At 35.8% G+C, this 19,483-nt stretch carries 25 protein-coding genes; 3 read left to right on the top strand and 22 right to left on the bottom strand.

Going from position 1 to position 19,483, the window contains the following annotated elements; genetic code table 11:
* Positions 1–6: 6 nt before the first annotated feature.
* The 3 genes from LOK78_RS07405 to LOK78_RS07395 all read right to left on the bottom strand — a co-directional run bounded on the left by LOK78_RS07405 (position 7) and on the right by LOK78_RS07395 (position 1,909).
* Positions 7–423 (bottom strand): DsrE family protein, encoded by a 417-nt coding sequence (locus LOK78_RS07405; protein ID WP_232395773.1) that lies wholly within the window; start codon positions 421–423, stop codon positions 7–9.
* A gap of 162 nt (positions 424–585) precedes the next feature.
* Complete coding sequence (locus LOK78_RS07400; RefSeq protein ID WP_232395774.1) at positions 586–969, bottom strand: hypothetical protein; 384 nt, start codon at positions 967–969, stop codon at positions 586–588.
* Positions 970–1,081: 112 nt separating this feature from the next.
* Entirely contained in the window at positions 1,082–1,909 is an 828-nt protein-coding gene (locus tag LOK78_RS07395) for a PAS domain-containing protein (protein WP_232395775.1), read from the bottom strand.
* A 230-nt stretch (positions 1,910–2,139) separates the two neighbouring features.
* On the opposite strand from LOK78_RS07395, the gene LOK78_RS07390 reads away from it, so the two are divergent.
* Positions 2,140–2,997 carry an EcsC family protein gene (locus tag LOK78_RS07390; protein ID WP_232395776.1) on the top strand — a complete coding sequence of 286 codons (858 nt, stop codon included), beginning with the start codon at positions 2,140–2,142 and terminating at the stop codon, positions 2,995–2,997.
* On the opposite strand, the gene LOK78_RS07385 is transcribed toward LOK78_RS07390, so the two are convergent.
* From LOK78_RS07385 to LOK78_RS07340, 10 genes are all read right to left on the bottom strand, one after another.
* Positions 2,994–3,968, bottom strand: a complete 975-nt coding sequence (locus LOK78_RS07385; protein WP_232634493.1) for a DUF4421 family protein — start codon at positions 3,966–3,968, stop codon at positions 2,994–2,996. The genes LOK78_RS07390 and LOK78_RS07385 overlap by 4 nt on opposite strands.
* A gap of 125 nt (positions 3,969–4,093) precedes the next feature.
* The gene (arsB, locus tag LOK78_RS07380; RefSeq protein WP_232395777.1) at positions 4,094–5,128 is read right to left on the bottom strand and encodes an ACR3 family arsenite efflux transporter; all 1,035 of its coding nucleotides are present in this window, start codon (positions 5,126–5,128) and stop codon (positions 4,094–4,096) included.
* Positions 5,128–5,742, bottom strand: coding sequence for an arsenate-mycothiol transferase ArsC (locus LOK78_RS07375; RefSeq protein WP_232395778.1), 615 nt, complete (start codon positions 5,740–5,742; stop codon positions 5,128–5,130). Before LOK78_RS07375 ends, arsB begins: the two co-directional genes overlap by 1 nt.
* Before the next feature lie 10 nt (positions 5,743–5,752).
* Entirely contained in the window at positions 5,753–6,241 is a 489-nt protein-coding gene (locus tag LOK78_RS07370; protein WP_232634492.1) for a GNAT family N-acetyltransferase, read from the bottom strand.
* A 9-nt stretch (positions 6,242–6,250) separates the two neighbouring features.
* Positions 6,251–6,724, bottom strand: a complete 474-nt coding sequence (locus LOK78_RS07365) for a DUF6428 family protein (RefSeq protein WP_232395780.1) — start codon at positions 6,722–6,724, stop codon at positions 6,251–6,253.
* Positions 6,725–6,772: 48 nt separating this feature from the next.
* Positions 6,773–7,102 carry an ArsR/SmtB family transcription factor gene (locus tag LOK78_RS07360; RefSeq protein WP_232395781.1) on the bottom strand — a complete coding sequence of 110 codons (330 nt, stop codon included), beginning with the start codon at positions 7,100–7,102 and terminating at the stop codon, positions 6,773–6,775.
* A gap of 69 nt (positions 7,103–7,171) precedes the next feature.
* Positions 7,172–7,528 carry a bleomycin resistance protein gene (locus LOK78_RS07355; RefSeq protein ID WP_232395782.1) on the bottom strand — a complete coding sequence of 119 codons (357 nt, stop codon included), beginning with the start codon at positions 7,526–7,528 and terminating at the stop codon, positions 7,172–7,174.
* A gap of 3 nt (positions 7,529–7,531) precedes the next feature.
* Entirely contained in the window at positions 7,532–7,957 is a 426-nt protein-coding gene (locus LOK78_RS07350; RefSeq protein WP_166962314.1) for a hypothetical protein, read from the bottom strand.
* Positions 7,958–8,029: 72 nt separating this feature from the next.
* Positions 8,030–8,446, bottom strand: a complete 417-nt coding sequence (locus tag LOK78_RS07345) for an SRPBCC domain-containing protein (protein WP_232634491.1) — start codon at positions 8,444–8,446, stop codon at positions 8,030–8,032.
* 5 nt (positions 8,447–8,451) lie between these two features.
* A complete protein-coding gene (locus LOK78_RS07340) occupies positions 8,452–8,844 on the bottom strand; it encodes a DUF1801 domain-containing protein (RefSeq protein WP_232634490.1) in 393 nt (130 codons plus the stop codon).
* Between the two features lie 245 nt (positions 8,845–9,089).
* Here LOK78_RS07340 and LOK78_RS07335 point away from each other — a divergent pair, with 245 nt between their 5' ends.
* On the top strand, positions 9,090–10,457 hold the full coding sequence (locus tag LOK78_RS07335) for a glycoside hydrolase 5 family protein (RefSeq protein ID WP_232634489.1): 1,368 nt from the start codon (positions 9,090–9,092) through the stop codon (positions 10,455–10,457).
* A 134-nt stretch (positions 10,458–10,591) separates the two neighbouring features.
* On the opposite strand, the gene LOK78_RS07330 is transcribed toward LOK78_RS07335, so the two are convergent.
* Positions 10,592–11,974, bottom strand: a complete 1,383-nt coding sequence (locus LOK78_RS07330) for a high affinity choline transporter 1 (RefSeq protein ID WP_232634488.1) — start codon at positions 11,972–11,974, stop codon at positions 10,592–10,594.
* Between the two features lie 206 nt (positions 11,975–12,180).
* The gene (locus tag LOK78_RS07325; RefSeq protein ID WP_232634487.1) at positions 12,181–12,804 is read right to left on the bottom strand and encodes a hypothetical protein; all 624 of its coding nucleotides are present in this window, start codon (positions 12,802–12,804) and stop codon (positions 12,181–12,183) included.
* A 240-nt stretch (positions 12,805–13,044) separates the two neighbouring features.
* Between LOK78_RS07325 and LOK78_RS07320 the strand changes: the two genes are divergently transcribed.
* On the top strand, positions 13,045–14,208 hold the full coding sequence (locus LOK78_RS07320; RefSeq protein WP_232634486.1) for a sialidase family protein: 1,164 nt from the start codon (positions 13,045–13,047) through the stop codon (positions 14,206–14,208).
* Between the two features lie 29 nt (positions 14,209–14,237).
* On the opposite strand, the gene LOK78_RS07315 is transcribed toward LOK78_RS07320, so the two are convergent.
* The 7 genes from LOK78_RS07315 to LOK78_RS07285 all read right to left on the bottom strand — a co-directional run bounded on the left by LOK78_RS07315 (position 14,238) and on the right by LOK78_RS07285 (position 19,337).
* Positions 14,238–15,230: a TolB-like translocation protein gene (locus LOK78_RS07315; RefSeq protein WP_232634485.1), complete on the bottom strand. Its 993-nt coding sequence runs from the start codon at positions 15,228–15,230 to the stop codon at positions 14,238–14,240.
* A 47-nt stretch (positions 15,231–15,277) separates the two neighbouring features.
* Positions 15,278–16,108 carry an alpha/beta hydrolase gene (locus tag LOK78_RS07310; protein ID WP_232634484.1) on the bottom strand — a complete coding sequence of 277 codons (831 nt, stop codon included), beginning with the start codon at positions 16,106–16,108 and terminating at the stop codon, positions 15,278–15,280.
* Positions 16,109–16,196: 88 nt separating this feature from the next.
* Entirely contained in the window at positions 16,197–16,796 is a 600-nt protein-coding gene (locus LOK78_RS07305; protein WP_232634483.1) for a hypothetical protein, read from the bottom strand.
* Positions 16,797–16,910: 114 nt separating this feature from the next.
* Positions 16,911–17,123 (bottom strand): PLDc N-terminal domain-containing protein, encoded by a 213-nt coding sequence (locus LOK78_RS07300; protein WP_232634649.1) that lies wholly within the window; start codon positions 17,121–17,123, stop codon positions 16,911–16,913.
* 20 nt (positions 17,124–17,143) lie between these two features.
* On the bottom strand, positions 17,144–17,707 hold the full coding sequence (locus LOK78_RS07295; protein WP_232634482.1) for a hypothetical protein: 564 nt from the start codon (positions 17,705–17,707) through the stop codon (positions 17,144–17,146).
* A gap of 153 nt (positions 17,708–17,860) precedes the next feature.
* Positions 17,861–18,625 (bottom strand): DUF6090 family protein, encoded by a 765-nt coding sequence (locus LOK78_RS07290; protein WP_232634481.1) that lies wholly within the window; start codon positions 18,623–18,625, stop codon positions 17,861–17,863.
* 163 nt (positions 18,626–18,788) lie between these two features.
* The gene (locus LOK78_RS07285) at positions 18,789–19,337 is read right to left on the bottom strand and encodes a hypothetical protein (protein WP_232634480.1); all 549 of its coding nucleotides are present in this window, start codon (positions 19,335–19,337) and stop codon (positions 18,789–18,791) included.
* Positions 19,338–19,483: the final 146 nt, after the last annotated feature.

Here is a 19,483-nt window from a genome sequence, read left to right as displayed (position 1 = left end):
GTTTTATTAAATGGTTAGTGTGAAGTATCCTTTTTTGATTAATTGAAAACTTTTTAAAATACCGTTTTTAGTAATTTTTATTGAATTTGGTAATTCCTCAGGATTTATATGGAATTTTTTCAAGGATAAACCACAAGCCAAGATTTGAATATGTTGCTCTTTGGCTTGTTCTAGTAGCTTGTTCAAATCTGGGTCGTTTACCATTTCTGAGACTGTTTTTCCGCAGAAGATGACAATGAAATCTCCAAATGTTTTCCCATCTTCAGTTTGAAGTTCCTTTGCAGTTAATAAAATGGGATTTAATTGTTTGATGTTTTTTGAGATAACTACATAGTTTTGCTTGTCAGGGTTTTGCGCTTTAATATGGGTATTTCCAAAGTGTATGAAAACCATAGTGATTATGTAATATGAAATACGATTCATTGTTAAATTTGTTTAAGTATTGAACAGCTTAACTCTAAGAAAAGAGCTAAGCAAAGAATAAGGTGTAGCAACATTTATGCTGTTAACCTTGAGTTTTATTTGTTATAGATTTTAAAGTGGAATCAGTTTTATAGAAACTGATAAGGTGCCCTTATAAGGTGCCTAAATTAAATAGTCCTTGAAGTTTTGATACAAAATGTAATAAGGCTTAGGAGGGGTGATTTGATAGTCTATCTCCTTTATCTTTGAAAGTGGCCCTGTGGCTTTTTGAATGTCCCAAACCACCGGGTATGCGAAATTGCTAAAGGACAATTTCTTAGTAGACTCAGACTTCTTTGATTTAAAGTCTAAGGTTTGGTTGTCAAAGGAATGACAACTTACATTTTTTAAAGTCGTTTGGCTTTTGCTGGAAACCTCCGTTTTAGGAAATCCCAGCTCTTCTTGAATAAAGTTTCTGACTTTACAAGGTGAAACGATGAGTAACAATACCAACCCCCAAATAGAAAATACATATTGGAAAGGAGTTATTTGTTTTGGCTTCATCATGTTGTAAACCTATAAAAAATATAGGAGGATGGTTTTAATATTTTCTTAAAAAATCAAAGAAGAATAGAGCTATTTATGACGGGTATTGGCAGAAGAAAGGCATAGATTCAGTTTAAAAATCCCTAAAGTGGCTTTTACCATTTAGAGCCAATTCATATTCATGCTTGCTCAAAATATTCTCATCCAATACCATATTCACTTTACAGATGGTGTCCAGAAATTGATCGATCAATTCTGGATTTTTTTTAACCTTTTTTTGTAGATAATTATAGTCCACATTGATACAAATAGCGCCAACTAGACCAGTTTTTTCTTTGAAAATTGGAATGGTGGTGCACTTAAATTTTCGAGACCCAATATTCAATTCATAATTCAATTTGTCCTCATTTATGGAGTTTCTACGTTTTAAATCCATTACGAGGTTGGTTGCCGGAGCCTCAATATTTCGACCTGTTACGTTATTTTTTATACAGTACAATGCTTTGTATGGATTGCTTAAATTATGAAGCAGAATTTCTATGCCACAATCTGGAAAGCTGTCCCCTATAAGACGCACAATTCGTTTGTAGTTTTCTAAAAAATGAACCGAATCATCTAGCACCTTATCCCCATCATATATTTTATATAACTTATTGTAAGCATGGAGTTCGTCATGCTTTAAAATTTGCCTAACATTATTTTGTTCTCCAATTAAAATTAATTGCTCGCCAGCCTGGTAATTTTTATGTTTCTTTAATTCTGATACCGCTTGATTAAACAATTTCAAATCAAATTGTAACATGTTTTTATCGTCTAGACTAAATGGATAAAAAGGGTAGTTCTCCAACGGACTCCCTTTTTGCCTCTTCCGTTCCTTGTAACGTCCATAAAGAAATCCGACACTCATCAATAGGAGTGAAGCAATTAAGCCGTAAACAATATTTAAAAAGCCTTCTAACATGATGTATTTTTTTTAAGTTGGTTAATCCGAAAAAAGTGTAGGCTTCAAAACTGAAATGGCGTATGGGAATATCTCTAAATTACAATAAGTTTTTGAATTGATTGATTTTAAGTTAGTTGGGAATGAGTGTTTTTAGACACTTTTTATATGATTGGCTATTTGAAGATATTTTATTTGTTATTGGAAATAATGGCTAACTTTATGCAAAACCTAACCAAATCAGGCAAACCATGGAAGAAAATATTCCTACTGAGTATGACATAGATACCCCTTTAAAGCAGACAGATCTCAAAATTCTGGCAGAGGCCAAACATGCTATGGAACACCCTACTTGGTTGATGAAGTCTTTGAATATGGTGGGGGATGGATTGGAATCTACGGTTAGGAAACTACCTAACAAAGTGCAAATTAAATTGCAGAATAGTATTGAGAAGATATTGATGACAACTATTAAGGCGAATCTCTTAACTATTCAAAAGGATAAAGAATTTCAGAAGCCCAAAAAAGGTTTATATAAGGGAGTTGTCACATTGACTGGTGGCGCTAGTGGCTTTTTTGGGTCTGCTACAGGAGTAGGAACGGCTTTGTTTTTTGCTGAGTTAGGAGTGTCTACCAAATTTATTATGCGTTCCATAATGGATATTGCTAGGAGTGAAGGGGAGGATATTTATTCCCTAGAAGGTCAACTGGCATGTATGGAGGTCTTTGCTTTGGGTGGACAAAAAAAGTGGGATGATGATATGGAGGCAAGTTACTATACCACTAGGTATATGTTGTCTACAGCTGTCAATCAATTGACTCATTCTGGACTTAATAAAACTTTAGCAACCGCTATCGCATACACGGGAAATTTGGGATCAGATATGCTTTCCAAATTTGTATCCAACATCGCTGGCCGATTGAGCGCATTGTTTTCTGAAAAATTCCTCACACAAGCTGTTCCTGTTATTGGTGCGGCTGGAGGTAGTGGTTTGAATTATGTTTACATCGATCATTTTCAAAAAATGGCTAAAGCCCATTTTGCCATCAGAAGGTTGGAACGTGAATATGGTCAAGAGGTTGTTAAAGAAGCCTTTGAAAAACTTTAGTATTTCAACTTATAACCCAAGGTTAATTTCGCTGTGGATAAGTTAAAAGTATATCTATAATCTGAAAAATCAGTAGAATATACCCCTGTTTCATAAGATAAAGTGGCGTAGTATCTTTTAAAACTGTAAGAAGCGGCTAATGAAGCGTCCAGTTTGTAGAGCCAAGGATCCTTAGGCCGATAGCTGTCGTCTTCTAAGGTTACTTTTTTATTCATTAGAGCAATTCCGGGCATTGCAGTAAAGGTCACAATGATGTTTTCTGGCAAAACAAAAGCAGATAAGAGACCTACCATTAATCCTGCCGCACGACCATTATATCTTTTTATTTTCAGTTCTTCATTAAGTTCATTGGTGACTTCTGGAGGTAGGATATTCCCATCAGCAGAAAAGTAATCAAATACAGCAAAAGTACCCACACCTCCTGTAACATAGACGTTTTTATGGAACTTTGGTAATCCTGCTTTCAACAGAGTATATGAAAATTCAATATCAGAAAATGTGTAGAGATAATTAAATCCAATAGTTCTCGATTTTACATCTCTTCTAAAACGGGGGATTTCTCCCAAATCATTTTTGTTGTTATAGCCATTGTAAATTTGAAAGTAGCCATTTATGTAATGCCGTTTTCTGATGATAAAGGACCCTTGCAGGTCAAAGCGTTTGGTGACCTCCCTGTTTCCGTTCCTGATATTAAAACCAACATCCAACATGGCTTTGCTATTTGCAATTCCCAATCCTAAATTGAATCGGTTTTTAGGAACATAGCGGGTTTTGAAATCATCATGAGTCAGTTTAAAGGATTTTACCTTATAATCTGAAAATAACCGAAGGGAATAATTCTCCAAATCATGGTCTATAAATAAGGAATCAATAACTTCCCATGGACTCATGTACCGTTTCTTTCCATTTGATTGGGAAAAAAGGACAGTAGGAAATACTAAAAAGCAAAGTAGAATCCAAAAAGGTCTCAAAGGGGTCAATTTTATTTCATAATGATTCCCAAATGTATTATTTCGTTTATGGATTGCCAAATATTCCCCTTATCAGATTAAAATTAATTAATGATAAGGGAAATACTTAAAAAATAGTAAAGGTCTTAGGCGAAATATTTTCTTTTAAGCCAGAAGGAAACCTTCACCAATAAGATGAGAGCTGGAACTTCAACTAGGGGGCCGATGACTCCGGCAAAAGCTTGCCCAGAATTGAGTCCGAAAACGGCAATAGCCACTGCAATGGCCAATTCAAAATTGTTTCCAGCTGCCGTAAAGGCTACTGATGCGGTCTTATCATAAGTGCCTCCCATCGCTTTAGTAAAAAAGAAGCCAATGATAAACATGATGGCAAAATAGATTAATAGAGGAATGGCAATTTTAACCACATCCAACGGAATTTCAACAATCAACTCCCCTTTAAGTGAGAACATAACCACGATGGTAAATAGAAGCGCAATTAAGGTTATTGGCGAAATGGTAGGGATAAAGGTGTTTTGATACCAATCCTCACCCTTCATGTTTACCAAGACGATTCTGCTTAAGAAGCCCATGACAAAAGGAATACCCAAATAAATAGCAACACTTTCAGCGATAGTTCCAATTGAAATGTCTACGATGGCACCCTCAAATCCAAAGTATGGTGGGAGAACGGTAATGAAGATCCAAGCATAAAAACTATAGGCAAACACCTGAAAGATGCTGTTTAAAGCCACCAAACCTGCGCCATACTCACTACTTCCTTCGGCTAAATCATTCCACACCAAAACCATGGCAATACACCTAGCTAAACCGATTAAAATAAGGCCGACCATATATTCTGGTTCGTCTTGTAAAAAAATAAGAGCCAAAACAAACATCAACACCGGGCCAATAATCCAATTCAGAATAAGGGATATGGACAAAATTTTTACATTTTTAAAAACCTTAGGTAACAAGGCGTAGTTAACCTTAGCCAAAGGTGGATACATCATTAAAATGAGTCCGATGGCAATTGGAATATTGGTGGTCCCACTACTGAAGGATTGAATGGTATCTGGAATGGAAGGTAGGAGATATCCCAAACCAACCCCAACAGCCATGGCTAAAAAGATCCAAAGTGTCAGATTCTTATCTAGAAAATTAAGTTTTTTGATTGCCATTAGTTCTTAGTTATTTGGGAGAATACAAAATAAAATTCAGAAGCAATTTGATCGCATCTTTCTTGATACTTTTCGGCCTGTTGTGGTGTGTTGTCAAATGCCTTGGGATCTTCAAACGTTACTGGAATTCGTGCTTCGGCACCAGGAACAAAAGGACAGCCTTCATCTGCTTGGGAGCAGGTCATAATGGCTGCAAACATGGAAGATGGATTAAAAGGATCGTCCATTTTTTTAGAAAACCCAATAATAGCAGGTTCGTTTTTATCAAACTTAATACTGTAAACAGGATTGGGTTCCTCAGATAATTTTAAGATGTCAAATCCCGTATTTTCAAGTGTTTTTGCAATCATGGAAAAAAGTGCCGTAGCCTCTGTTCCACCAGAATAACAGGAAACATTTGGAATTTGGAAGTAATGAGCCATAGTCTGGGCCCAAACTTGTGATAAATGACTTCTTCTAGAATTGTGTGTGCAAATCAAGTTCAGCCTTACAGGTTGCTTCTTGTTCAGTTTTTCTTGAATGTAATCAATTAAAGGTTGAAGAATTTGTTTACGGTTTTCCAAAATTTCTTGGTTACCTATGGATTCAATGTATTGGTTGAGTTTTAAATTCATTGTTGGTAAATTAAATGCCTGTTTTAGGACTTCGTCTTTCAAAAATGATATTGTTTTTCCATTGGCCATGAAGGCAGCCTATGCGCTCTCTGAAACCTATTTCCCGGAAACCACATTTTTTATGCAATGCTATGCTAGCTTTGTTCTCTTCCATAATTCCGCATTGTAGGGTCCAAATATGGTGCGTTTCGCTTTCAGAAATGATATGGTTTAGTAATTGGGTTCCCGCATGATTTCCTTGGAAATCAGGATGCACGTAAATACTCACTTCAGCTACACCACGATAAACTTCTCGGGAGGAAACTGCTGATAATGCGGCCCACCCAATAACTTGATCTCCTTGATTTAAGGTGAGCCTGCAAAATGGCAAGTGTTTGCTATCCCAAAGTTCATAGGATGGAACTTCTGTTTCAAAAGTAGCTATTCCTGTTAGGATGCCCATTTGGTAAATGTCTGCTACCTGCGGATAATTATGCTTGTCAATGGAACGAAAATTCATGAATATGGTTTAACAACAGCCAGAACCGGGTTCGCAACAAGAGCTACTTTGTAATTCTGAAAGTTTGATTTTGGGTTTGGAAGCCGGAGCAGGAATGCCACATTTGTCCTTGGCCAAACAATCTGTTTGCTTGGTAGTTAACAAAAAGCGCGTCCCATCAAAGTCCAATCCGAATTTTTGGATGGTTTCTCCTTGATATTCGACTTCAACTTCCCAATCCTCTATGCCCAAGGCTTTTTCTGATAATTGAATGATGTGTACCAGTTTTTCAGGGTGTAGTCGGTGATCATAATCGTTCGCATTCCAAAGTTGGAAATTCACTACGGTTTCATTTCTCACGGTTCCGCCACAATCAATAAAGTGTTTGGCGATTTTTCCTATTTCAGTTACGTGAAAATGACTAGGAACCAATTCTCCATTTGGTAATTGGAAGGCAAGGGTTTCTAAATGTTCTAAAGCTGTTTTTACTTGATTTAATGTCATCTGTTTTAAGATTAATTGCAATAATACGATGAAAGGGATTAAATTTTTTTAGCAACAATTTGTTTTGGGTAGCTCTTGGTTTAAAAAATGTGTCATTATATGAGCCATTTTTTGCCATTGATCCATGTCTATGCAATAGCAAACGCTGGTGCCTTCTACATTACCTTTGATAAGGCCTACATTTTTCAATTCTTTTAAATGTTGGGAAATAGTAGGTTGAGCCAATCCAATTTCCTCAACCAAATCGCCACAAACACAAGCGTTGAGTTTGAAAAGGTATTGAAGAATGGCTACGCGGGCAGGATGCCCAATTGCTTTGGCAAACTGAGCTAAGGTGTTTTGTTCTTCGGTAAATATTTCTGTTTTGGTAATACCCATTAGTTATTGCTTTATTGCAATATTACGATTAAATGAAATAACGGGCAAATAGTTTTGAAAAAAAATCATTTAAATGGCTTCTCCGAAGGTTAATAAATTGGAATCTGGATCCAATAAGGAAAACTCCTTTTGCCCCCATGGTTTGATTTCCAGGTTTCCATTTGGGTGAATGTTTATATTCTTCTGAAGTAGATCATTATAAAAGATATCAATATCTTTAACGCGAATATAGACTTGTCCATAATTTTCCTTGGGATTCAATGTTGCGAATTCAAAGAAATGAATTTCAATGAGATTCTTTTCAAGCATTAAGTAACCTGGATAATCGTATTTTCCTATGGGTTTAAAACCTAGACCTTCCACATAGAAAGTTTTGGTTTTTTCCTTAGACCTCATAGGAAGTTTGGGGTGAATATGCGTTAACAAAACTTAAGCGATCTTTTTTCTTGAAATGGCGATACCTATTTTTCCACCCAACCAAGCCATAGGGAAATAAGCTAATAATAAATCGGTTGCCGTAAACCACATAGGTCCCATTATCATAAAATTGACAAGAATACCACCAATAAAAAACAAGGCTCCAACTATCATGGCCAATCTCAACTTGTTTCCTTGAGCAATTAGGGCAGTAACAAAGGCTCCAACCAAAGTCCCAATAGCATGGGCTAAAAATGGGAATAGAAAATATTTAGACTCCAGGGTAGGCATTATCTCTGCCAAGGCTTCCATATCATTGGGATCAATTCCTGGAATGGGGTAAACACCGTGGCCTGTGCTTACTAGTCCCATGTTGACAATGCTTCCTACAAACCATCCGGCTATGACGGCTAATACATTTCTAAGTTTCGGATTCATCTTTTTTTAGTTAGTTATTCTATAAGGCAAGATAGGGTTTTTAATGAAATGTTGAGTTCATTATTGATCAGGCTACCCTTTCAAACTGGAGACATAAGATTTAAATTGATTTAAAATGGCTTCCCAACCATCTCGTTGCATATCGATAGGATTTTGGCTTTCCGGATCAAAAACAGTGGTGACAATGACACCTTGAGAATCTCTTTCAAACGATGTTTTTACGTCACGACCATCTTCCAATTTATAAGTTAGAGATGACTGCAGATCGACATGGGAATAAATGGCCTTAAAGTCAAAGCCAAAACTACCATCTTTTGCTTCCATTCTTGCGAAATAAGTGCCACCTATTTTTAGGTCATTTTTAGCTTCCGGACAGCACCAATCATCTGAGGCAAAATTCCAGTTGACAATATGCTCAGGACTTGTATATGCTTCCCAAACCGTTTTTAAATCGGAAGGGATGGCGGTTTGAATGGTTATTTTTTCCATATGAATTATTTTAGGCGTTCAAGTTTACCTTTGCGTTTTACAATGTTTTTATAATCCCACTGAATGATTTTGGATTGCTCAATCCAATGATCGAAATCTTCCCAAACAATGTCCTGAGGCAGTGAATAGGTGATGGAAGCATCTTTAAATTTTTTGCCTTTGTCAGGCAGACTTGGTTCCGCAAAACTAGCGCCGCTCCAAAACATCAATCGGATGCCCGCCTTTAACTGGCTATAACCTACAATAGGATTGCCATCGATAAACCAGACAGGGTGTGCATGCCAAATTTTACTTTTAGCTTCTGTTAAAGAAGTATCTATCCTTTCAGCTAACAATTGACAGATTTCTTTTTCTGGACTGGATTTGGATTGATTATAAGAATGAATATCTGGATGCATCTTATTAAAAATTAGTTGTCCTATTCTAGAAAGATAGGATTTTTAAAAGAATCATAATTTAAACAATGATTAATAAAATTCTACAAGTTTGAGTTTTAAATTTAATGCCATGTCTATTAAGGACTATGTCTTCCGTCTGATACTCAGATGTGTTTTATTTGAAATATCGTAGGTCTCCTCAAATGGAGGCTTTTTTTATATTCTCTCTTCATTTGGCTTTTTGTAAAAATAATTACATTTACCTCATGACTAACAAAAAAACAACCACCGGTTTGAAATCATTTTTTAAGTATTCATTATTTGCTACGACTGCACTTACTCTTATGCTATTTTCCTGTAAAAAGGAAGCTGATAAACAACCTGAAAAAGCAGAAGATGTACCCTTGATTTCTGTTAAAGACGGACGCTTTTTTAAAGGCGATCATCCCTATTATTTCTTAGGGACCAATTATTGGTATGGGCCTTTGTTGGGAGCAGCCCATTCAGGTGATAGGGAACGTCTCATTAAAGAATTGGATTTTATGAAATCGGCGGGGATTGATAATCTTAGGATATTGGCTGGAGCCGAAGGTGTGGGCTCAAACTTTAGGGTAGATCCTTCTTTACAACCAGAACAAGGAAAGTATAATGAAGACCTGTTGGATGGCCTAGATTTTTTATTAGCTGAAATGAAAAAGCGTGAAATGTATGCGGTCTTGTATCTAACCAACAATTGGATATGGTCTGGCGGAATGAGTGAGTACCTGCAATGGAATGGTTATGGAGATATACCCAATCCCAGAGTCAATCCAAGAGACACTTGGCAAGATTATATGGCCTATACCATGAAATTTCACGAGTGTGACCCTTGCAAGCAAGCTTACTACAAACATGTAGAGTTTATCATGACGAGAACCAATAGTTATACTGGTTTAAAATATACCAATGATAATACCATCATGTCCTGGCAATTGGCTAATGAGCCAAGAGTGATGGTTAGTGCAAGGTATGAAAACGCTTATACAGATTGGGTGAATACTACTGTAGAACTCATGGAATCTTTGGATAGTGTTCATTTGATTTCCACTGGAGCAGAAGGAAAGGCGAGCTATTTGCAAGATATAGATATGTACACAAGAGTTCACAAAAACAAGGATATTGATTATTTAACCATGCACATGTGGCCTAAAAACTGGGAGTGGTATGACGTTAGTAATGAAAAGGAAAGTACTCAAGAGTCCATCAAACAATCCTTGGATTATATAGATGAGCATATGTTTGTAGCCCAAAAGTTAAACAAGCCGATAGTGCTATCAGAATTTGGTTTTCCAAGAGAGGGGGAAAGCACTTCTAAGGAGGCAAATATTGACAACAGGAATGTTTATTACCAAGTCATGATAGAGCAAGTAGTTAAAAATAGAGCCTTAGATGGCCATTTGGCAGGCTTGAATTTTTGGGGATTTGCAGGTTATGGCGAAGCCAATGGGAACCCCAATGGCAAGTGGTTAAAGGGCGACGATTTCCTAGCCGATCCACCACAAGAGCCTCAAGGATTAAATTCGGTGTTTGCTACAGATCATTCTACCATCAAAATGATTAAGGACGTCAATAAATTATTGAGACAGCCAAAATAATGATGGTTTAGAAGAGATAAAATAATAAAGAAAAACCTTGGGCTATCAAGGTTTTTTTATTTGGTAATGGGGCCGCTTTACAATGTTATAAATTTAAAGTGCTCAGTATTTAAAAAGCTAAAAAATAGGAACATTTATATAGGTTCTTGATTAGTTTTCTGTTTTGGTGATTTTGTCTGGTCAGGATAGATGAAACTGACTACAACCATGCTAACACAACTTGATATGGTTCCATAAATAGTGGCATCTATTCTTGTCTCATAAATGAAACAAAACAGCCAGGTAAGACCGCCAATGATGATGGCTGCCCAAGCTCCTATGGTTGAGGCTTTTTTCCAAAACAAGCCAAAAGTAAGCGGAGCAAAAAGACACACTAAAATAAGACTGAGAGAAGCAGCCACAAGTCCTACAATATCAGAATCGTCAAAGGCAAAATAACAGGAAATAGCCGCTACCAAAATCACACTCAGTCTGGTGTAAAGTAGTAGCTTTTTATCTGCAATGTTCTTTTTATAAGGTTTGATTAGGTTTTCTGCGATTACGGTTGCCGGTGCCAACATGGCTCCGCTAGAGGTACTTAGAATCGCTGATATCATGGCGCCATAAAATAGAATTTGCACGGGAATACTTGTCATTAGTTTTACCATGGAAGGTATGATATCCTGACTGTTTCCGCTAGTAGATAATTCAGGATACAAGTAAACACCTCCGAGCCCTATGATTAAGGGAATACTGGGGATGATAACCATTAGAAGCGCTCCTAGGTAGAGTCCGTTGCGGGCCGCTTTTTCATTTTTAGCCGAAAAGACACGTTGGTAGATTTCTTGAACGGGAATCGCACCAGCCGTAAAAGCAAGGATCAGAGCAATGTATTCAGACCAAGCATCTAAATCTTTTTGAGGACATAAATCAAAAAACGCACTAGGTTGGTTTGCAAAAATAGGTGTGATACCTTCTGTTTTGTGCAATACTTCAAAGAGGAGTATAAACAATCCCAACAAAATCATGACGCTTTGTACCATATCGGTATAGGCGACTGCCCACATACCTCCTATGTAAGTATAAAAAACCACTATTGAAGCACCTAATAAAATACCATAACTAAAAGGGATGTCCATAACGGCATGAAACAAATAGGCCAGGGCTACAAATTGGGCTGCAATCCAATGTGGATAAGAAAAAACCATTATCAGAGAAGAAGCCGTTTCAAGATTTTTAGAATACCTAACCTTAAAAAAATCGTTAATCGTTACAATTTGCATTCGGTACAACTTCCTGGCATAAAACGTACCTACTAAGAAAAGGCAAATACCTCCAGTTAGGGTCAGGGTGATGTAGGATGAAAAGCCATCTACAATAAAATAACCGGGATTTCCCATGATTTGACTACTTCCAAACCAGGTGGCGAACAAGGTGACACCTACCAGCGAAGTTGATAAACTTTTCCCCGCAAGAGCAAAATCACCAGAAGTTTTTATTTTTCTGGAAGCCCAAAACCCAATTCCAAGTGTCGCCAACAGGTAACATATTATAAAGAAACTTACCATTGTTAATATAGCATTAGTTAGTGTTGATAAGAAAAAGCACCTTAAAGGGTTAGGATATGGAAGGTTATATAGATTGGTTTTCTAATTTAATAAATAAAACTGGGAATATACTGTAAAAGAGTGTTTTATGGTTGATTTCTGGAGAGGTTCAAGTGTAAGGGGTTTGGAAAAGTATTTTATTCCTTTCGATATGCGGTCAATTCCATTGGGCCAGTGGGAATGGCATAGAGTTTTAAATATTCGGTATTAACCTCTTTAATTGGAATTGAGCCACTTCTTTTTCCATTATAATACATGGATACAAAAAAGGTCGAGTCTATTTGTTCAATCATTTTCTTTTCGCCTTCTGTTCTCTCAAAACGTTCCAATCTTTCTTGGTCCCAAAGTTCTTTATTAAAAATAAATTCTGATGCTCGTCCGTTTTCCATTAAGACAAAAGTCAGTTTCTCTATTTCCTCCTTTTTCAAGGTAGTGACGGTCGGTTCAAGTCTGTAAAAGTCACATTCAAAAACAGCCTCGGTTCCATTTACTTTGCCGGGGACGAACCATTTTAAATGATTGTCACTGACGATTTCATATGTTGAGGTTTTGTCATTGTCTTGGTTCAACAAATTGCCTTGATCCATTTTCAATGTCGTAGCTTTTGCCTGAAGTGAAAAATCGGTGTAAACGTCCACCCTGTTATTGTTGATGTCCAAAAGCTGAAAACCGGGGTTGCCTTTTTGACCATTGCCAGAGTGCATCTCTTTCAAAATCCATTTCCCATTTATATTTTGTCCAAAAGAAGTATGAGATATCATTGTGAGTATTATGACTATTGATACGTGCTTCATATTTATTAAATCGTTATGTACTAGGTTAGCTTGTTTTTTGAAGGGGTTTCTTTCCTTCCAATTTACATATAATTCCCACATAAACCAATGCCCTACTTATCCGTGTTTCTTGATGGCATCATCTCAACAATATACTACCTAGAGTCACTGTCTGTTATTTTTGTACATTTAAGTTCTCGAAAGGGATTAACCGTCAAATAATCATTCATGTATTTGAAGCAATTCAAACCAAAAGTCTTCCTGGTTCTATTTTTGATAGGCGTCAATGCACTTAGCGCTCAAGATTCTAAAAGTTATGCTTCAAAGCCAGGAGTTGTTTTAGAGGAGTTCTTGTATGAGAAGGCTCCATTTCCTCAGTGTCATTCTGCAAGTTTAGTGGAATTACAAGATGGCTCATTGTTATCCACTTTTTTTGGAGGCACCCATGAAAGGCATTCTGATGTTGAGATTTACATCATTAGAAAACCGAAAGGTGGCGAATGGTCCTTACCAATTAGTGTGGCCGATGGTGTGCAACCTGATGGAACGCGCTACCCAACTTGGTATCCTGTATTATTTCAGCCTCAAGGCGGACCTTTGATGCTTTTTTATAAGGTAGGCCCAACTCCTTCAGAATGGTGGGGCGAATTCAAAACATCTAAAGATTCTGGCAAAACATGGTCCTTGGCTACTAAATTGAAAATGCCCCTATTAGGCCCGGTCAAAAACAAACCCATACAATTAGCAGATAGCACCATTCTTTCAGGTTCTAGTCATGAAAAGGAGGGATGGCAAGTGCATATTGAACGCAGTTTAGATGGCGGTCAAACATGGAACTTTGTAGGTCCTCTCAATAATCCGGAACACCTCAAAGCAATCCAACCCACCTTGCTCACCTACCCAAACGGACGTATTCAACTTTTGGCACGCACCGCAACGGATGATGCGGTGATAGCAGAAAGTTGGAGTGACGATGGTGGTCTTAGCTGGTCTGAGATGCGAGCTACAAGTTTACCCAATAATAACTCGGGTATTGATGCTGTGTCCCTTCAAGATGGGCGACAGTTACTTGTTTATAACCACAGCACCAAAAACCAAGAGAAAATGGGACATAAGGGACGGGGCGTGATGAACTTGGCTGTTACCAGGGACGGACAACATTGGGAGGCCGCCTTGGTTTTAGATTATTTGGATGCACCACAGAGACATTTTGCTTATCCGGCGGTGATACAAACGTCTGATGGATTGGTGCATATCGTTTATACTTGGCATCGTATGCGTATAAAACATGTCGTCATTAATCCAGAGGAGTTGGTTACGGTTCCTATAGTGGATGGGGAATGGCCTTATGATAAAATACCTTTGATACCTAGTAAAGAAATAGTAGATTGATTGGAATAGATAAAGGAATCTGAAAAATATTAATCTATTTTGTCAAGCCCAATTTTATAAATGTTACCAAAACCATTTAAGGTACTATGGGAAAGTTCTTTTATTGCCTTGACATTTTTTAGATCCTCGTTATTAATTTCCATTCGTTCACTGGTAAAATAGAAATTACCGTTTTCCCAATCAATAAAAGGGCAATAATCTAGTTTGTTAGAGTTTATCAGTTCCCCCATGTTTTCTGATGGACTCCAAATACCACCTTCATTTTTTCGACTCATATACAAATCACCACCACCCAAGTCATCGTCTCTGCCATAGGAGCTAAATATAATAAGATCTTCCTTAGGACTTATATAGGCATTGAATTCATAAGCGCCTGAGTTTATTTCAAGTGGTAATGGTTTGGGAGCTTTGAAATTTCCCGCCTCATATTCTGACATAAAAATATCTTCACGACCTACACCTTCTTCTCTAGTGGCAGTAAAGAATAAATTTCCTTTATCACTTAAGGAAGGAAAAAATTCATCTCCTCTGGTGTTGATTATGGAATCCAAGGCTTTCGGTTCAGACCATAAACCTTCAATTTTATCACTGTACCAAATGTTGTAATCATGCCTTGTGCTATCATTGTAAATGGGTCTATTGGAAGCAAAGTACAAGGTATTCCCGTTATTGGTGTAAAAAGGTTCAATATCTTGGTACTTTCCTGATATAGACATCATTTTTGGTTCCAGCCACTTTCCATTTTCTTTCTTTAAAAGCACCAAGCATCTTTTGGTTTGTTTATAATCGCCTAGGGTATAAATAATTTCATCACCTTGCTGATTTATGGCTAGGTCCCTTTCATAAAGGGAAGTTGAAATGATACCTTGTCCAAAAAGTGTCAAAGTGTCCGAAACACTTTGAATATCTATTGTAGAAGTTGGCTCTTGGGTAGTAATATGAGATTGACAGCTTAGTAAAAACAGAAGCCAAAGAAAAATAAAGGTTTTATACGTCGTTTTTTTGCAGCCGATGGTTTTCATATTTTTTTAAGCAAGCAAGCAGTAATTACTTGCAAAGTAGTCTTTTATTATTCCTTATGAGATTTAAATATTTTTTCAAATGCATGATAGACTCCTAAATGTAAAGCGTCTCCATGTGTTTTGTCGTCCAAAAAATCAAAGAATAAAGAGGTGTGTTGTTTTCTATTCTTCTCAAGTAGATCAAACAGTTCTTTTGCTGTCCGCTCCATGATTTCTCCTTCTCTTCCTACTGCAATAAAAATTGATTTTTTGGAATCAAAAGGTTTGGGTTGTCTATCTAATAACTTCTCGTCGTCCCACCATAAACTGGGGCTAACAATAATAAAGTTGTCGAAAAGATATGGTTTTTTAAATAGAATTTCGGTTGCTAATAAGCCCCCTAATGACTGACCAATAATCGTTTTCATGGTAGTAGTTCGATAGGTAGCATCAATATAGGGCTGTAGTTCTTGTTCCAAAAAGCTTATAAATTTTTCCGATTGTCCAGAGGAGGGAAACTCCTTTTGGTCTAGTTTATTTTTAGATGGATATGTGAAATCCCGTTGTCTATCTATATTTCCTATACCAACAACAATGGATTCTGGGACCATATTAATCCAGGAAAAAGAACCAAATTGAACAATTCCAGAAACATGTATAAAGTCTTCATTTCTTGAGCCGTCCAGCAAATAAATTACGGGATATGTTTTTAAACTTTCTGTTGAATAACTTGAAGGCAAGTATATATTTAATGCTCTGGTCTCCTCTAATATGTTTGATTTGATGGTAATGGTTTTACCAATTGAAAAATCTGTTTCGCTTAGTTTTTCTGGTAACTCTTGCCCAAAAAGGAGATGGGTTAAGAGTATGAATGTCATACTTAAAAAGGTATGGTTCATGTCTAAATTTTTAAGTAAGTATAAAGGTAATTATTTTTAACGGCGCTTGAGTGAGCGATGGAATAATCCAAGTGTTATCGAAGTGTTTTTATTCAATAGTTTGAATGATTTTCAAGATATTCAAATACTTCTTAAATTCTATAATCTCTGGATGTGATTTAGCATAAATTTCAGGACTGTTAAAACCATAGGTTCTATACTTATCACCCACCTTAAATTGTACAATATAAGTGGTCGCGTGTAGAACTGTTGTGAAACTTTGCTGAACTTCCCCTGTTTCAAGATCTATATAGGTGGGAGCAATATTGATAGAACTGTTATCCGGTAGATTAAAAATGTCATTCTCAACTAACTGTCTAAAGATTTCAGAAAGCTCTTGCTTACTATCGTTATGTTTCATCATTAATGCCTCATTGGTATCAAGAATGTATTTTTTTGTATTCCATTTCTCATCATAATAAAGAGAGATGAGTGTATCCGTTTTCATATCTGGGGCAATGAGAAATCTAATTTCGATGGTATTTTTAGAGTTTTGTATTGGAGGCAATATTCCTTTAAATATGGCATTGCCTAAGTCTGTCGTATCTCCCAGGACGTTGCCGACAAAAGTGAAATTTTCAGGAATGTTTTGGCCATGGAACAATGGCGTTACGAAAAGTAAAAAAATAAGGCAGATATATTTTTTCATTTATTTCTGGCAACGATTCGTTTATGGTTTTATTTTTTGAAATCCAGGATGTTTTCTGAGTAGGCTAGAACCATGTAATTATTTTTAAAGGGTATTGGCTTAATGCGGTTCTTATTAGTTCAATTTAATTTTCTTGTTTTTTCCAATAAATAGGTACAATAGCGAACCTAATAATGGAATGAATATGACTACTAAAACCCAAATTAATTTGTCATTTTGAGCAAATTTATTTTTTAAAATATCAATCAAACAATAAATCCAAAGTCCTATTGATAATAGAAGTAAAGCTTGCCATATAAATAGGCCTATCGAGAAATCATTGATCATTATATCCATATTGTGAAATTTTATTTACGTTGTTTTGATGTCGTTTTTTTATTTCTTAATTCATTAATCCAAAGTGTTTTTTCGTACTCAGCTTCTTTGTCGAATGTATTGTCCTTTCCAAAGTAGAGATAATCTTCGTGAAAAAAATACAAACACCAGTTTAGGCTTTGGTCAAAAACTGCAATATCATCTACAAAGAAAAGACCTTCCCAATATTTAATTACCATTTTCCAAGTCATTAAAATTGCGTGTCCACTTCTGTCTAAGTCAACTATTACATATTTTTTAAATGGTATCTCCAATTCATACAGCCATTTTTTTATTACTTTATTTGAGTCACCTCCAATTGGAATTGATTTAATGTATTTAAAATAGTTTTTATAAAATGGATTCCATTTAGGGTCATTATTCGGACCTAACATTTTAGAACAGTTCAAATATTTTTTCACAAATTCAGTTCCTTCTTCATTGAGAAAGTGAATTTGGTCCTTATGCTCATTTGGAATTTGTTCTGCTTCTTCTGGAGACCAAAGGAAAGTCCATTTTTTAGGAAATTCTGTTTTATATTTTATTAGTTCTTCCACAGTTTATATAACCATCAGTTATCGGTTTGTTTTACTTTGTTTTTAGGTTTGGCACTTTCATTATTAATTCCAAATGGATTCTAGCTTGCCCTGAGCGTAGACGAAGGGTAGTCGAATCCGCCGTAATTGCGGTTATACATTGTTGTGCTTTCGTTATTTTTCATCAAGCTCGGCATCAATCAAGTTCAAAATAGATTCTATATTCCTTCTAACAATTGATGCTTCATCATTAGTAATCACACATTGTTCAGATATAGTCAAAAAATAATCGTCAATATCATCGTCATCAATTATTTCCTTAACTACAATACTCTTGTCTTTATGTTTAAAATTGAATTTATCTGATTGCCATAATCCGTTAAATAATAGTTTAACATTATGATTGTTGGTTATGTAGGGAAAAAAATGATTAATACTATAATTGCGCAAATCTTGTTCATATTCCGTTAGTCTGTTTACTTGACCAGACCAATTGGTCAGCATAGTTTTCAAAGTGTCGTTGGTTAAAATGTATAATTTTCCAGATGATAACACTTCATTTGTTGTTCCTGTTACAGGGTCAAAAGTAGGAGTACTGTTAAGAGTTAATAAATCTAATGCTATAGTGTCAGCAGGGATGTTTTCAATCAGTTCTTCTTTGATGGAAAGTATCCGATGTGATGCGTTAATCATGTTATTTCGCATCAGGATTTTATTATCGATTTCCGTTAAGTTTTCTTTATATTCATTTTTAAGTTGTAGCAGTATTTGTTGTTCTTTGCTACGATTAATTCTATTTTCATTCCAATCATTAATTTGTAGGGCAATCAAAATCCCAATAACCACAAGTACTATTTCTCCAATAGCATATTTTAGGTATTTCCCTGTTTTGCCTTCTAACAGTAAATTTTGCCTAATTTTTCTAAAGAATTTTATCATTGTTTAGTGGTTTCTGATAATGAAGCACAACGGTTTGTGTATAGTTTCGTTGCGTGAAAATCCGTAGGATTTTCGTGTTAAGAAACTAAGATAATAAAGTTGCGAGGATTTTCCGTGAGGAAAATCAGAAGCAATGAATTATACACTGTGTTGGCTGTAGTTTTTATTTTTTACGTTCTCTAATGTACTTGCTAAAAATGTCAATATATCTGTCGTCAAACATGACCTTTGTTATATTTTTAAATTTAATTTTAGTAGGCTTTTCGTCTAATAGTCCAGTAGCATTGAAATATTGAATGAACACACTTTTGTTCGTAACTTTTTTAATTGGTCCAATTGTAAAACTTCCGATTTTAGGATTTTCACACTCAACTACTACATTTTTTTCATTAGCCAACAACGATTCGAATATTGTTTTCCAATCTTTTAAATCCACTTTGGTTTTAAGTCCGATATTTTTCTTTTCGTTTTCTAACAACATTATTTTGTCATAATATTTGTCATTGTTGTTATACCGGATTTTTTTAAAGTCTTTAATTGGTAGAATGTTAAAACCTAGAAGTCTAAAATCATCACATTCTTGGATGACAACAAAATCATGTGAAAAGTCAACGATGTAACCTCGGCTTATTTGCTTCCATCCTTTCACAATTTTTCGTGTAATTCGAGCGAATTTTTGATTCTCGAAAAAGTCTATAATTTTTTCCTGCATTCAGTTTTTTAATTACAGCCAACGGTTAGGCTCGTATGTTTACAAATCTATTTAATTAAAGAGTTAAAATAGTAAATTTCTTACTAAATAACAGACAGGCAACAATAGAAGGGACAGAGGGGTTTTGGCTAGATACATTGTTGATA

Source organism: Mangrovimonas futianensis, from assembly GCF_021245805.1.
Taxonomy (GTDB): Bacteria; Bacteroidota; Bacteroidia; order Flavobacteriales; family Flavobacteriaceae; genus Mangrovimonas; species Mangrovimonas futianensis.
Note: the sequence above shows the minus strand (reverse complement) of the source record. Positions and strands in the feature narration are given on the sequence as shown.

Coding starts and splice junctions, on each gene's coding strand:
- LOK78_RS07405 (WP_232395773.1), bottom strand. CDS start 423: ATGAATCGTATTTCATATTACATAATCACTATGGTTTTCATACACTTT.
- LOK78_RS07400 (WP_232395774.1), bottom strand. CDS start 969: ATGATGAAGCCAAAACAAATAACTCCTTTCCAATATGTATTTTCTATT.
- LOK78_RS07395 (WP_232395775.1), bottom strand. CDS start 1,909: ATGTTAGAAGGCTTTTTAAATATTGTTTACGGCTTAATTGCTTCACTC.
- LOK78_RS07390 (WP_232395776.1), top strand. CDS start 2,140: ATGGAAGAAAATATTCCTACTGAGTATGACATAGATACCCCTTTAAAG.
- arsB (WP_232395777.1), bottom strand. CDS start 5,128: ATGGCAATCAAAAAACTTAATTTTCTAGATAAGAATCTGACACTTTGG.
- LOK78_RS07375 (WP_232395778.1), bottom strand. CDS start 5,742: ATGAATTTAAAACTCAACCAATACATTGAATCCATAGGTAACCAAGAA.
- LOK78_RS07370 (WP_232634492.1), bottom strand. CDS start 6,241: ATGAATTTTCGTTCCATTGACAAGCATAATTATCCGCAGGTAGCAGAC.
- LOK78_RS07365 (WP_232395780.1), bottom strand. CDS start 6,724: ATGACATTAAATCAAGTAAAAACAGCTTTAGAACATTTAGAAACCCTT.
- LOK78_RS07360 (WP_232395781.1), bottom strand. CDS start 7,102: ATGGGTATTACCAAAACAGAAATATTTACCGAAGAACAAAACACCTTA.
- LOK78_RS07350 (WP_166962314.1), bottom strand. CDS start 7,957: ATGAATCCGAAACTTAGAAATGTATTAGCCGTCATAGCCGGATGGTTT.
- LOK78_RS07345 (WP_232634491.1), bottom strand. CDS start 8,446: ATGGAAAAAATAACCATTCAAACCGCCATCCCTTCCGATTTAAAAACG.
- LOK78_RS07340 (WP_232634490.1), bottom strand. CDS start 8,844: ATGCATCCAGATATTCATTCTTATAATCAATCCAAATCCAGTCCAGAA.
- LOK78_RS07335 (WP_232634489.1), top strand. CDS start 9,090: ATGACTAACAAAAAAACAACCACCGGTTTGAAATCATTTTTTAAGTAT.
- LOK78_RS07325 (WP_232634487.1), bottom strand. CDS start 12,804: ATGATATCTCATACTTCTTTTGGACAAAATATAAATGGGAAATGGATT.
- LOK78_RS07320 (WP_232634486.1), top strand. CDS start 13,045: ATGTATTTGAAGCAATTCAAACCAAAAGTCTTCCTGGTTCTATTTTTG.
- LOK78_RS07315 (WP_232634485.1), bottom strand. CDS start 15,230: ATGAAAACCATCGGCTGCAAAAAAACGACGTATAAAACCTTTATTTTT.
- LOK78_RS07310 (WP_232634484.1), bottom strand. CDS start 16,108: ATGAACCATACCTTTTTAAGTATGACATTCATACTCTTAACCCATCTC.
- LOK78_RS07305 (WP_232634483.1), bottom strand. CDS start 16,796: ATGAAAAAATATATCTGCCTTATTTTTTTACTTTTCGTAACGCCATTG.
- LOK78_RS07300 (WP_232634649.1), bottom strand. CDS start 17,123: ATGATCAATGATTTCTCGATAGGCCTATTTATATGGCAAGCTTTACTT.
- LOK78_RS07290 (WP_232634481.1), bottom strand. CDS start 18,625: ATGATAAAATTCTTTAGAAAAATTAGGCAAAATTTACTGTTAGAAGGC.
- LOK78_RS07285 (WP_232634480.1), bottom strand. CDS start 19,337: ATGCAGGAAAAAATTATAGACTTTTTCGAGAATCAAAAATTCGCTCGA.